General features: G+C 37.3%; 10 protein-coding genes and 1 pseudogene. 5 read left to right on the top strand and 6 right to left on the bottom strand.

Going from position 1 to position 14,261, the window contains the following annotated elements; all coding sequences use genetic code 11:
• Window positions 1-29: 29 nt before the first annotated feature.
• The 4 genes from ACT5E3_RS07090 to rimO all read right to left on the bottom strand — a co-directional run bounded on the left by ACT5E3_RS07090 (window position 30) and on the right by rimO (window position 6,072).
• Complete coding sequence (locus ACT5E3_RS07090; protein ID WP_444997604.1) at window positions 30-488, bottom strand: GNAT family N-acetyltransferase; 459 nt, start codon at window positions 486-488, stop codon at window positions 30-32.
• A 167-nt stretch (window positions 489-655) separates the two neighbouring features.
• A complete protein-coding gene (locus ACT5E3_RS07095; protein WP_444997605.1) occupies window positions 656-2,704 on the bottom strand; it encodes a S8 family serine peptidase in 2,049 nt (682 codons plus the stop codon).
• Window positions 2,705-3,135: 431 nt separating this feature from the next.
• Window positions 3,136-4,647: a DUF4080 domain-containing protein gene (locus ACT5E3_RS07100; RefSeq protein WP_444997606.1), complete on the bottom strand. Its 1,512-nt coding sequence runs from the start codon at window positions 4,645-4,647 to the stop codon at window positions 3,136-3,138.
• Between the two features lie 18 nt (window positions 4,648-4,665).
• A complete protein-coding gene (gene rimO / locus ACT5E3_RS07105; RefSeq protein WP_444997607.1) occupies window positions 4,666-6,072 on the bottom strand; it encodes a 30S ribosomal protein S12 methylthiotransferase RimO in 1,407 nt (468 codons plus the stop codon).
• 322 nt (window positions 6,073-6,394) lie between these two features.
• Here rimO and ACT5E3_RS07110 point away from each other — a divergent pair, with 322 nt between their 5' ends.
• From ACT5E3_RS07110 to ACT5E3_RS07125, 4 genes and pseudogenes are all read left to right on the top strand, one after another.
• Window positions 6,395-6,634 carry a hypothetical protein gene (locus tag ACT5E3_RS07110; protein ID WP_444997608.1) on the top strand — a complete coding sequence of 80 codons (240 nt, stop codon included), beginning with the start codon at window positions 6,395-6,397 and terminating at the stop codon, window positions 6,632-6,634.
• A gap of 292 nt (window positions 6,635-6,926) precedes the next feature.
• Window positions 6,927-7,184: pseudogene (locus ACT5E3_RS07115) on the top strand (IS66 family transposase); the annotation flags it as partial.
• A 106-nt stretch (window positions 7,185-7,290) separates the two neighbouring features.
• Window positions 7,291-8,682 (top strand): IS4 family transposase, encoded by a 1,392-nt coding sequence (locus ACT5E3_RS07120; RefSeq protein ID WP_444997609.1) that lies wholly within the window; start codon window positions 7,291-7,293, stop codon window positions 8,680-8,682.
• Window positions 8,683-9,006: 324 nt separating this feature from the next.
• Complete coding sequence (locus ACT5E3_RS07125) at window positions 9,007-10,047, top strand: IS481 family transposase (RefSeq protein ID WP_444993903.1); 1,041 nt, start codon at window positions 9,007-9,009, stop codon at window positions 10,045-10,047.
• Window positions 10,048-10,124: 77 nt separating this feature from the next.
• Here the strand turns inward: ACT5E3_RS07125 and ACT5E3_RS07130 are convergent, their stop codons facing one another.
• Window positions 10,125-11,708 (bottom strand): hypothetical protein, encoded by a 1,584-nt coding sequence (locus tag ACT5E3_RS07130; protein WP_444997610.1) that lies wholly within the window; start codon window positions 11,706-11,708, stop codon window positions 10,125-10,127.
• 425 nt (window positions 11,709-12,133) lie between these two features.
• Between ACT5E3_RS07130 and ACT5E3_RS07135 the strand changes: the two genes are divergently transcribed.
• Window positions 12,134-13,108 (top strand): transposase, encoded by a 975-nt coding sequence (locus tag ACT5E3_RS07135; protein ID WP_444997611.1) that lies wholly within the window; start codon window positions 12,134-12,136, stop codon window positions 13,106-13,108.
• A gap of 252 nt (window positions 13,109-13,360) precedes the next feature.
• Here ACT5E3_RS07135 and ACT5E3_RS07140 read toward each other — a convergent pair whose 3' ends face one another.
• Window positions 13,361-13,693: a DUF5992 family protein gene (locus tag ACT5E3_RS07140; protein ID WP_444997612.1), complete on the bottom strand. Its 333-nt coding sequence runs from the start codon at window positions 13,691-13,693 to the stop codon at window positions 13,361-13,363.
• Window positions 13,694-14,261 lie beyond the last annotated feature (568 nt).

The raw sequence follows: 14,261 nt of genomic DNA on the forward strand, positions 1-14,261 counted from the left end.
ATTACGAGTTAATTTTTTAATTATTATGCCTACTTTGAATCTCTGACCATATAAATGCAGCCATCGAGCATGTCTTGTGGGCCGGGGGGAGCTGACTGAATGAAGTTGAAAGATCGGTAGAGTTTAACTGCTGCAATATTATTCTCATAAACAAATAAAGAGGTATTTTTAGCGGGATCGATCTTTTCTAAAACTTTTGATATCAGTATTTTCCCCACCCCCTGGCCTCTGTAAGTGGGTTTGATGGCGACTCTACCTAAATGATTATTGTTAAAACGATCAAGTATTTGAATAAATCCCACCATATTTTGTTGAGAGTTAAATAAAGAAAAAGAGGGGGTTGCTGGCCAATTTAAGTCTTTATGCCATTGAGACTCGACAATTGGAAAGCGAAAATAAGGCCCTCCCCAGCTTTTAAGTTGGTTTTCATTGATAAACCATTGCATAAGCTCTTTTAATTCTTTTGGCTGGCTTTCTAATAATTGCATACTTGAATAGTTTCCTGAGCCATTTACTATGGATCATATCGCTATAATGAAGAAATATCGAGAGAATAATAAGAGTGTGTTTGTTTTTATCTAATGCTTTAAAGTTGACGACCTACTTAACTGAAAAAGTTCTCTAATAGGTCGTCTATAAGTCGTTTAGTGGCTAATTAGCGGTTACAACTGCCTATCTTTTCCCAAGGACTAAACCAGTTGCCATGGTTTTGTTCTGGGTTTTTATTATAGTTCCACCAAAGAGCTTTGTATTCTACACCGTTAACACTAACAAGATCGCCAGGCAGGTAGCTTGTTGAGCCACTCCATACGTCAATACCATCACAGTTTCCGTTACTGTCTTTTGAGACATTGAAAGTTAAGGTTGCATTTTGGCTACTTGAATAATAATAAACACCTACTTTATAGACACCTTGTTGTAGGTTTGAAATAGTGCATGATTCATTATTGTTTGGGCTATAGGAGCGACAGTCGAATATATCAAGCGTTGGTTTTTCTTGATAACGAATATATAAATCAATGTCACCATTACCACCACTAGTTAGGGCGCTAATCACTTTGTTGGCTGCGTCTGTATTATTGAAATAATAATAAGACCATTCTCCAGCATTACCAGATAAGTTATAGGTTTTACCGGGTACTAACTCAATTTCGTCTGGAGGAGTAACAATGTCACTAATCTTGACTATTTGAGTTGATGTATAAGATTCTCCGCTGCTGTCGGTAACCGTTAGTTCAACATTGTAGTTGCCTTCTTCTGCATAGGTATGAGTTGGGTTTTGCTCAGATGAACTATTACGATCACCAAAACTCCATGACCATGATTCAATGGTTAATTTGTTACCGTCTTTGTCGCTTCCTGCTTGGCTTTCATCACTAAAGCTGACGTTATAAACATCACTGATGCGGTAACTAAATTCAGCTTCAGTTGGTGTACTCATATCGCCATCAGAGACTTTATCAACGGCTGCCTTTACATTAATTAGCCCAGCTCCAAATGCATTATCATGCCCGGGTGCACCTAAGTCGACAGCAGTATCACGTAATACTGAGCGAACTTCTTCAATACTCAGAGAAGGTTTAGCATCAAGAATAAGCGCAACAGCACCGGTAACATGGGGAGCAGCCATTGAAGTACCTGTTTTTTGACCGGTACCACCGTTTCTCGTTGTTGAGTTGATATTAACACCAGGAGCACTCACATCTATTTGAGGTCCTTGTTGACCATTGTTATAAATATTGTCGTTGCTGTCTGTACCGTTAACTGCAATTGTGGTTGAGTAACGAGCAGGATAAATTGGTAGGTTATTTGAGCCACCATTACCTGATGCAGCCACCATCACTACGCCAGCATCATATGCTGCTTGATACGTTGACTCTTGGTTTGAGTCAGAACTAGAGCCACCATAACTCATGTTGATGACTTGAGCACCTTGAGAAACACACCAATCAACACCTTGTAGAATATCATCGGTATAAGCCGAGCCATTTTTATCGAACACATCAGCAATGTAAAGTTGGGCATTTGGAGCAACGCCAACAACGCCTGTATCATTTTTTAATGCAGCAATAGTTCCTGCTACATGTGTTCCGTGGCTGTTTTCATCGTCGTCAACAGTATCGTTTTGGCGATCAAGACTTTTACCGTTTTGATAATTTGATGCTAAATCATAGTGATCAATATCCATGCCCCCATCTACAACGCAAACTTTTACATTAGAGCCAGTTGTCGTTCCCCAGGTTTGCTCAGAGCCTATTTTATTGATACCCCAAGGCATAGAGTCTGCTTGTTGTTCAACGGTTTGAGAGTACTCATCTTCGACTAAATACATCTGAGTTGAGCGGTGAACCTCATAACCCATTTGACGTAATCGTTCAGCTTGTTGAGAAGTCATCTGCGCGAAAGCAACTGGAGCTAAGGTACTCAAGCGTCCGTTGAGTTGGATACCATAGTTGCTTAAATCTGCTTCAATTGCCTGTATAGAGCGGCTGACAGCCTGTTGTCTATTGCTTATTGATTGCTGAGAAAAGCCATTAACAGACATTGTAGGTAAATTAGATGGTTGGTTAGAGCGTATGCTATAGCGCTCCATTGTTTGTGCTTGGCTGATTCCTGAGCAAGCCAGACCAACCGCTAAAATAGCTGGCTTTATGAGTGTTTTAGGTAAGGCCTTTGGCCAGTTAGAATTTGTTGTTTTATTCATTTTTATTTCCTCAAAGTGTATTTAAATGCATCTAGCGTTTTTATTGAAGTTCTATGTTTTTCTTTCTGAGTGTTCTCAGATACACCTAGATGTTTTATGGATGATATAGATATAAAATCTCGGAGACAAGATATTTTTTAGCGTAATATTTCACAATTTTTATTGAGAGCTTTAATAAAAAGACAGGCTAAGTTAGGAAATAGATTGAAGCTAGCTAATAAAGTGCTGGTGTTAAATTAATTTTATTGTCGAGTAGATATTCCAAGATTGGTATTCTAAGACAACCGATAGTTTAAATAAGCATTATTTTTCTTTTAATGTTTTCTACATTCAGAAAGTTGCTTAAAAAGCAGAGAGTTTGCATGATGAGCTTTTGGAATATTATTTTTATGTAAAACTCAGACCATGTAGCTAGTTTATTAATAATAAAACTAGTTAAGGTGTCTTTGCTGGCGTTTAGAACGGCTCTGTTGGTTGGCTGTTGTTACTAAATCTTGTGTTGTCAAAGCTAAGCCTTTAAATGAGCCTTTTAGTTTAGAGTTAGTGTAGTCTGCTTCTAAGCTTTCAATAACCGCTTGATGCTGATTGGGAAACAGTGATTCAACCGCTTGGGCAACTAATTCATAAAGTTTTTTCAAATTAATTTGATGAGTTTGCCCCGTTTTTGCGAAAATCCAATCAGTCAGAGCCATAAAATCATAAAATGGTTCATCTGAAAGGATATTAGGCAAAGTATTTTTAAAGCGACCTGAGTTACCTATCATATCCCAATAGCGGGCAAAACGATTCACTCTTTGCATAGTCGTAAAATCAACGCAGTTATTACTTAATATATTAAAAGGGGGGAGGGGATTAAATCTGAGATCAAACGTTTCTGTATGTCGAATAATCGGACTACCTTTTAGTCGCTTTAAAATTCCCATTTGTATTTCGTGAGGTTGGCAATAATAAAGTTGATTAAAACTCTGTGCAAAACTCTCTAGTGTTTCACCGGGTAAACCAAAAATTAAATCGGCATGAATGTGTGCGTTGGTATTATTGCGTAACCACATTAAGTTATTTTTTGACTTTTCATTATTTTGTTTTCGACTAATGTGCGACTGAACGGTTTCGTTAAATGTTTGAATACCCACTTCAAACTGAAGTGTACCAGCAGGAAACTTAACTAACACTTCTTTTAACTTGTCTGGTAAATGATCTGGAATCACTTCAAAGTGTAGAAATAAATTGTCATCCATACGCTCTAGAAAAAAGTTCATAATTTCCAGAGTGGTTTTTATTTTTAAGTTAAAAGTTCGATCAACAAATTTAAAATTACGCGCACCTCGTTGGTAGAGTGTATCCATTTGATCTAAAAACCTTTGAAGTTCAAAAGGGTAAGAGGTTTTGTCTAATGAAGATAAGCAAAACTCACATTTAAACGGGCAGCCTCTCGAAGCTTCTACATAAAGTAAACGGTGCTTTAGATCGTCATTAGAATAGTATTTATAAGGTAAATCTAAATCTTTTAATTCGACGGGCTTTGAACGTAATATCTTTTGGAGTGGTGCCTGTTGAGTAAGAATGTCCTTGCAGAGTTGGTAGAAACTCAAGTCTGCTGGGCCAGTAACGACATAGTCGGCATAATTTAAAATTGACTGAGATTCTGTTTCGTAACTCACCTCTGGGCCACCAAGAATAATTTTTATATCTGGCGCAACGGTTTTTAATTGACTCAAAACTGCAGCAGTCTCTACACAATTCCAGATATAAACACCAAAACCAATGATTTTCGGGTGAGACTCTAGTAATTGCTCAACAATATCAATCGCGCGAGTTTTTATTGTGAATTCTTTTATTTCTGTTTCTTTTTGTAGCTCATTGAGGTTCGCGTATAAATATCGCAAACCTAAACTCGCGTGAATATATTTTGCATTCAGTGTAGAAAGAATTATTTGGGACATAGTCAATTGCTCAGTTGATTATTCATCAACTTTAACGCCCCATAAGTCATGTTCGTCAGAATGAATAATCTGTACCCAAATTTTATCGCCTGGTGATACATCAAATTCATCAGTTAAATGAACAACGCCGTCAATTTCAGGGGCATCAGCATAAGTTCTACCTATTGCACCATCACTGGTGACTTCATCAATTAAAATTTGGTATTCATTACCTACTTTTTGAGCCAGTTTAGCGGCGCTAATTTCAGCTTGTACGGCCATAAATTTGGCTAAGCGCTCTTCTTTAATGGCTTCTGTAACTGGGTCGGGTAATTCATTGGCTGTAGCACCTTCGACCGGAGAGTATTTAAAACAACCAACGCGATCAAGTTGGGCGTCACGCAAAAAGTTGAGTAACTCTTCAAACTCTTCATCGGTTTCTCCTGGAAAGCCAACAATAAAAGTTGAACGAATAATCAGTTCAGGACAAATACTGCGCCATTGATGAATGCGCTCAAGAGTTTTTTCTATATTACCAGGGCGTTTCATCAATTTTAAAATACGTGGACTTGCGTGTTGGAATGGAATATCTAAATAAGGCAATATTTTGCCTTCTGCCATTAGCGGGATCACTTCATCAACATGTGGATAAGGATAAACATAATGTAGCCTAACCCAAACGTCCATTTTAGCGAGTTGTTGACATAATTCTAGCATGCGAGTTTTTACTGGCATTCCCTCCCAAAAGCCGGTTCGGTATTTAGTGTCAACACCATAAGCTGAAGTATCTTGAGAAATGACAAGTAACTCTTTTACGCCAGCGTTAACCAGCCTTTTCGCCTCACTTAATACATCTCCGATTGGTCGAGAATCTAAATCCCCCCGCATTGATGGAATAATGCAAAAGGTACATCGGTGGTTACAGCCTTCGGATATTTTTAAGTAGGCAAAATGCTTGGGGGTTAATTTGATTCCATGATCGGGAACCAGATTAATAAAAGGATTATGTTGTGGTTTGGGGACATGCTGATGAACTTGTTTGAGTACTTCTTCGTAAGCATGCGCACCTGTAATACCAAGCACTTTGGGGTGTATTTCTCGAATTTCATCTTCTTTGCTGCCTAAGCAGCCAGTGACTAACACTTTGCCATTTTCAGTAATGGCTTCACCGATAGTATCCAGTGATTCTTGAACGGCACTGTCAATAAAGCCACAAGTATTCACAATAACTAGCTCAGCATCGTCGTAGCTTGGGACAACATCGTAACCTTCGGTACGCAGTTGAGTCAGTATTCTTTCTGAATCCACTAGGTTTTTAGGGCAGCCAAGGCTGATAAAACCCACACGGGCAGCACTTTGCTTATTAACATCAGTACTGGCTTCTAATGTTTTTTGGGGGATTTCAAGTGTAGTGGTTTGATTTGGGGTAAATTTCTCGACTGTCATAAGTAGCTGTTTACAAAGGCACGGCAAAAAAGTTCGCGGATTATACCTGATTTATAGGGGAAAATCAGGTTAAAAATTAGGCGGAATAAGCGCCAAATAGGGCTTAGGGTCGTTTATTCGTCTTTTTAGATATTAGCTGTTATAGGGAGGTCTAATGGTTTTGTAAATCAGGTATGATTATTAAATACGTTTTGAAATATTGGGAATTAGTTTTTTCACAAAGGAATCTGTGAGGTGTTGGTGTGCACGATAAACTGATTACACCAGTATTCAACAACGAATCAATCAATTAAAGAAGCAAACTAAACCAGTCATTCCGTTGATGAAGTTATCCACTAAGCATCAAAGTCACCCAAACAGTTTTTCTTTTACCACACAAGATTATTGTCAATTAACTGATTGGTTAGGCCGAGCTATTCGTAATGGCAAACACGGTTATATTCAACAGAATGAACCACCAATTTTACAAAAGCTCAATATCGATAGTGAAGGCTTTATTCAACTGATAAAACAGAAAGATGATTTATCACAGCTAACCGTGATGGGCTCATCAAGCACCTAACGCATTACTTAGAAAAGTTGGAAAATAAATTTATTAAAGGCACTCATTTAAATCGGAAAGTTTTTAATTAACTTCGACCAATCTAATAATACTCCATACTGCTATCAGCTATCGCTGAGAATTAATGACATCTCAGTATTCAAAATTACATTTTATTTGAGTAAAAGCAGCAAATGATATTAGCTGATTTTCGAATCAGTTTTATAAAAAATAAAAATGATTGAACATGGATTGACTCCCTAGCTCAAAAATTATTGCTTTAAGCTGGGGATGTCCACACGGCTAATCCTCTGAAGATGGAAATCTTAATATTGATAATAATCGGGCTGAGCGAGCGATAAAACCGCTGGTCATTGGCCGAAAAAATTGGTTGTTCGCCAATACCGCCAGTGGTGCTAGGGCCAGTGCAACGCTCTATAGTTTAATTGAAACGGCAAAAGCCAATGGGTTTACTCCCTTCGACTACTTGATGTTTGTACTATCAGAAATACCAAAGCGGCCTGATAATATCGAATTCTTGATGCCTTGGAATTTTAAGCACCATCAATAGTCAAGCGTGTAATTCGCGAGCATTCAATTACCCACAAATATTAGGTGAAAAAAAGAATTAGATGTGATCAAATACTTTTATATCACTAACATGAATTTGATCGCAAATGGAGATAGCAAATTGGTTGGATAAAGAGTTATCTGAATGCAAGTTCAAAGATAGACGACTAGATAAACGGTTTAAGCAACTGATGACTAGCATCAGTTCGAACCAAGGAAAAACGCTTCCTCAGGCCTGTGGTACGTGGTCCGATAGTAAAGCAACCTATCGTTTTTTATCGAATGAACGAGTGAATGAAAATGAAATATTATCAGGTCATTTTTCAAGAACCAAAGAACGAATACAGATGACGAAAGGTCCCGTTTTGGTTCTGCATGACACAACTGAGTTTACTTATCATCGAGAAAATCCAGATAAAATCGGACTTGTTCAGAAAACACCGCTTATTGGTAAGAATGCAGGGCTAAAGAAAGAGCATAAAGTGTGTGGAATATTGATGCATGCAAGTCTTGCAGTTACATCTGAAGGCCTTCCATTAGGGTTAACTTCAACTCGTTACTGGTCCCGTAAAGTTTTCAAAAACACGAATCAAATGAAACGAAAAATAAATCCGACTCGGTTACCAATAGAGGAAAAAGAAAGCATTAAGTGGCTGCAGAATATGGAAGCGTCGGTTGAGTTAGCGGGTTCAACGCCTTCAAAAATGATCCATATAGGTGACAGAGAAAATGATATCTATGAATATTATTGTCGATGCCGAGAGCTAGACACTTTCTTTATCTCCCGAGTCTGCGTTAATCGTTTAGCCGACGAAAGTACACTTGTTGAAGAGATCGGCAGCCAAAAGGTCTATGCAAAACAAGCCATTGAATTTGTCGACAAAAATGGAAAGTTAGTTTCAACCACACTAGCTCTCAGAGTTAAGGCCGTCGAGTTACACCCACCTATCGGAAAAGAGGCTCACTATCCTGATATAAGAGTCACGTTTATTTCCGCGATTGAAACAGATACCCCAGAAGATAGAGAACCAATTCGTTGGAGTTTTATTACAAACTTACCGGTTAAATCGAAAAAGGATATCAAACAAGTCCTTGATTGGTATAAACAGCGCTGGAAAATAGAAACTTACTTTAAAGTCATTAAATCTGGTTTTAAAGTTGAAGAGTCAAAGTTACGAACAGCTGATAGATTATCTCGACTAATATCGATGTGTTGCATTTTAGCTTGGAGGATTCACTGGCTGACCTTTTTAAATAGAGAAACAGAAAGGATTAATCCCGAAGTCGCATTTGATGAAATAGAGCTCAAGATTATGAAATCATATTTTTCAACGCAATCATTAAATACGTTGCAAGATTTTACTGCTCAATTGGCCGTATTGGGAGGCTACCTCAATCGTAAAAATGACCCACCGCCTGGAAACACTATTATTTGGCGAGGGCTCATTCAATTACATGAATTAAAGAGAGGTTTTTTATTGGCCAATATTTGTGGGTAATTGAATGATTCGCGAGACGCTTACTTCTAATTGAAAGAGCTACTATTGGAGGTGATTGTGAATCTGGCGCAGTGGCTAGGAAGCCTAGAAATCAACGGAATTGAAATCTCTCCAAAATTTCTAGCTTTCTAAGCCACTTTAATAGCTACATTATCTCTTAATAAATCAATAGAACAATAACTAGATTGCAGTGTAAAGCATCTAACATTTATAACATGAGATGTATTAGTTCCGACTTCATCTGACACTTCAGCTTGACTAGAAGAGAGTTACCCGTTTTGATAAAGGTGTCGAATCTTTAAATCAAAACAAAAGGTAACTCTCATGCTACATACTAACAATCCAATTATTAAACACAAGGCAGGTTTATTAAACTTAGCCGAAGAACTCAATAATGTTTCAAGAGCCTGTAAAGTGATGGGCGTATCTCGAGATACATTTTATCGTTATCAAGAGTTAGTTGAAGAAGGTGGAATTGACGCCTTAATCGAAAAGACCAGACGTAAGGCCAATCCTAAAAATAGAGTTGATGAGGCGACAGAACAAGCCGTTGTTGCCTATGCCATTGAACAACCAGCCTTTGGTCAACATAGAACAAGCAATGAGCTGCGTAAACAAGGTGTCTTTGTTTCTGGCAGCGGCGTTCGTTCAATTTGGCTTCGTCATGATCTGGAAAACTTCAAAAAGCGTCTTAAAGCACTTGAGGAAAAGGTCGCTAATGACGGTATCATTTTAAGCGATGCGCAAGTTGCTGCGCTTGAAAAGAAGAAACATGATGACGAAGCTTGTGGTGAGATAGAAACCGCTCACCCAGGCTACTTAGGCTCTCAGGATACGTTTTATGTGGGTAACCTCAAAGGCGTTGGCCGAATTTATCAGCAGACCTTTATTGACACCTACAGCAAAGTTGCTTTTGCAAAGCTCTACACAACCAAAACGCCAATCACCGCCGCAGATATATTAAATGACAAAGTATTACCCTACTTTAATCAAAATGAATTGCCAATGTTGCGCATTTTAACTGACCGTGGAACTGAGTACTGTGGTCGCGTAGAGCATCATGATTATCAGCTTTACTTGGCGATCAATGATATTGACCATACCAAAACGAAAGCGATGTCACCACAAACGAACGGGATCTGCGAGCGCTTTCACAAGACGATATTGAATGAGTTTTACCAGATCACCTTTAGGAAAAAGCTGTACTCATCGATGGAAGATTTGCAAAAAGATCTGGACGTTTGGATGGAATACTATAACAATGACCGAACTCATCAAGGAAAAATGTGCTGTGGCAGAACGCCAAAAGAAACTTTACTTGATGGTAAATTGATTTGGGCTGAAAAGAATTTAGCTCAAATCTAAACTGACAGATACCGTTGGAAAAACGGGTAACTGTCAGATCAAGTCTGAGCTACTACACATGAGATGAGAGTATGAGTTTATTTATTAATCGACAATATCTTGAGCATATTTCCCCATATTTGTATGTTATATGGGGATTCTCCAGCATCAATCAAATTAGTGCTTGAAGAAAGCCAACTCCGATATATATTCAAAACATCATCATCAAACTGTCCAAGTTTCACCCATCCACCTTGGTATTTTCCAATATTTGATATATTTCCTGTTCCATTAACATTATCGTAGAATTGTGGAGTAGTGATATTTTGATTCCAAGTCTTGTATTTAATGATATTTGCTAATCTTTGCATGTCTTTAAGATCAAATATATAACCAGCAATATACATATCAACCATAAAACTTATAGTGTCAGACGCATGACTAATGTCAATTGTATTAGTAATGCCACAATCTGCAGGGGGTGTCTTACAATAAAGATTATATGTTCCTTGTTGATTATCTGGAATATTTACTAACTCTAACGAATTCTTTAATTCTAGTCCTTTATAGTTGATGTAATTTAAATATACAGACTTTTTTGTATGTTGGTATAGTGCTAATGCAATCTGTCCAACTCTTGCAATGAAATGTGTTACCTTGCTAGTTTTCATGTCTGAATTGACAACACTATTCCATTTTTTCCATACATGCTCTTCCAAAAAATCGGATAGGAACTGCACATCTTGAGGGTATGAATCCACTAAATCATTTTCATAAATTTCAAAAATAATCTTAGCAATTGCTGCTGCGGCTCTCCACTCAACATGATCATGATTAATATTATTATAACTACCTACTGAACTATACCAAGTTAAATAACCGTCATTCAAAACGCCTGAGTCAATATATGCTGTAGCAATATCAATAGCTAATTGAATGTAGTTATCGTCATTGTAAACTGAATAGAAATCCATAATTCCATCGATTACTGGCCACCTGTGGTACATTAAACCAGAGTCTGCAAAGCTAGTACCATTTATTACATGTTCTTTGGGAAAGCTGTATAGCATATTATTAGTCAGCAAATAATCTATTTTGGCTTTATATACTGGTGAGTCACTAATAGGAGCAACGTTATAGTTTTCAGTAATAGTAATTTCTCCCCCAGCACCAAAGCATGTTATTGTTGAAGACCCTTGTCCAAGAAAATTGACTTTTGATGACCATTGACCATTTGTTGTTATTGAGCTTCCTGACGAGTTACGGCAGCTTATTGTATTTGTAGATTGCCAGTAAACTGTTTGTGTATCACCAAACTCAAGTACTGGATGTAAATATGTTATGCTGAGAGAAGGAGGCGGGCTGGATAAATCTGGCAATATTTTATAAATTGCAGTTTTTGTTATACTTCCTTCTGGCCCGTTACAAGTAATTGTTGAAGAGCCTTCACCAACTAGGTTAGTGACTGTCTGCCAGGAACCACTAACAGCTATAGGGCTTCCTGCTGAGTTTTGACAGGAGTCTGTATTTTCTGCGTGCCATCTTAAGGTATGATTCTCTCCATAAATTACTGGATCAGGCCAGTAGCTCATCGTAAGTTTAGGTTTGTTTTGAGCAAGACATAAATTTGAAAAAGAAACAATTAATCCAAGTCCTGTGAAAATATATTTTATAAGTTTCATAAACTGAATTCCAAAAAATTAAATAAAAAGCTGTGCAAAGTACTTGTTAATATTAATTAACAAGTTAATATTATTTTATAATGATAGAATTGATAAATATAGAGTTTACTATTCTGAAAGTGATTAATTTGCATATGATTTGAGTTAATAATGAGCGAATCTCTATGCTTTTTTGAAAGGCTAAAAGGAGCTAAATTGACCTTGGGGCTAGGCCATTCTTTGCTAAAATCAATGGTTTGAGTATTATTAAGCACTTTTTTGTGCAACTTAGATTTTTCTTTATTGATATTGACTGTTTTCTCAGATGGCGAAGAAAGAAACAGGACACCCGATTCTTTACATCATACTCTCAAATATTCACTAGACAAACAAGCAGCAGTTGGTTAAATTAACTTTCAGGATGAAACGTTAATAAGGATATTAATATGACTCGCGCTCGCAAAACGATTATCGATTTAGAAACAACCCCTTATTACCATTGTATTTCCCGTTGTGTCCGCCGCGCTTTTCTCTGTGGTGAAGACCATTTTTCCGGTCAATCTTATGAACATCGCCGAGATTGGATTGTTGAGCGATTAGCTTATCTGGCTAGTACTTTTGCGATTGAAATCGCCAGCTATGCGGTTATGAGTAACCATTACCATCTGGTACTTCGAGTGGATGTGGATAAGGCGAAGAGTTGGAGTGAAGCTAATATTATCAGACGTTGGAAAAGGATTTATCAAATACCCACAGTGGTTCAACAATACCTTAATAATCCACAAGCAATAGGCATTCGAGAAGTTGCTCAAGACATCATTGAAGAGTGGCGAAAACGATTATCCGATATTTCCTGGTTGATGCGCTGTCTGAATGAGTATTTAGCTTGTAAGGCTAACAAAGAAGATAACTGCAAAGGTCGCTTCTGGGAGGGAAGATTTAAATCACAACCTTTATTGGATGAATCAGCAGTACTCACAGCCATGAGTTATGTTGACCTGAATCCTATTCGAGCCAAGATAGCTAAAAACTTACAACAATCTGATTACACCAGTATTCAGCAGCGAATTACCCAACTTAAGAAACACACTAAACCAGTAATTCCGTTAATGAAGTTATCAACTAGGCATCAAAGCCATCCAAACAGTTTTTCTTTTACCACACAAGATTATTGTCAATTAATTGATTGGTTAGGTCGAGCTATTCGTAATGACAAACGCGGTTATATTCAACAGCATGAACCACCGATTTTACAAAAGCTTAATATTGATAGTGAAGGCTTTATTCAACTGATGAAACAGAAAGATGATTTATCACAGCTAACCGTGATGGGCTCATCAAGTACCTTAACGCATTACTTAGAGAAGTTGGAAAATAAATTTATTAAAGGTATCAATTTAAATCGAAAGGTTTTTAGTTAACCTTTAACCAATCTAAAACCACGCCATAACTGCTATCAGCTATCGCTGAGAATTAATGACATCTCAGTACTCAAAATCACGTTTAATTTGAGTAAAAACAGTAAATGATATTAGCTGATTTTCGAATCAGTTTTATAAAAAATAAAAATGATTGAACATGGATTGACTCCCTAGCTCAAAAATTATTGTTTTAAACTGGGGATGTCCATTTGTTTTTGCGTTAAACTGGGGATGTCCATTTGTTTTTGCGCTCTACTTTTTATAAAGGCCAATAAATGTTGCGCCATTGCAATCGTCGTTTGAATAGTTATGAATTCTTATTCTCTTATTTGCAGCTAGCGCAGTGTTAGCTAAACTAAACGCAAATTTATATGCTTCAAGATTTCCTCCAAAATTTGATTCTTGGATTTGAATAAACTGACCTGCACATACTCCAGTTGCATCTGAACTCATTTTGATTCCAAATGCTTTTGAGCTACCAATTATGTTGGTAATTTCCTCAACTTTACCTATCCCAATTTGTCCAGCATTTGCCCCACTCATAGTTAATCCAATAATACAAGATATTGCCACTCTAAATTTCATTGTTGTTCCCCTTCGTATAACGCCGAGCATAACTGCAAAACGCTTTTCTGTTTTGTCTGTTACTGCGTCTTGTTCTTGGCGAGTTAGTCATATCTATAAGTTGAGTGATGGTTCTTTTCACGCTACTTAACCATTCAGTTACAACGAGTTTACGCGAGAAAGAAAACAAAGAAAATACGGCGACGAGACAGGCTTCACTGTAAAAGCGATTTCGGATCAGTTTGGAAGCAAGCCGAGCTTCAACGTGTCCGCTCTCGCTTTTACAGTAACGCTGAAAATTTGGCACGTCAACTCCTTTATTTTTTTAGGGCGCAATCCCTACAAATTTCACTGCTTCTTGTTGCAGTGGCTCAATCCCATTTATGTATTTTATAAGCCATAAAATGGTTTCTGACTTGATGCCCAAGAACAGCATATTCTATGCAGTAAATCTGATTAATATTCAAACGTTCATTTAACTGCATTGTTTTTTTATCGTTATCAAATACTTACCTAACTTTACTACTATGTCAACTTCGTATTTAATAAGATTTACTGCAATTAAATGCAAGTGCACTTTTTATTCCTT

The organism is Aliikangiella litoralis (genome assembly GCF_052495765.1).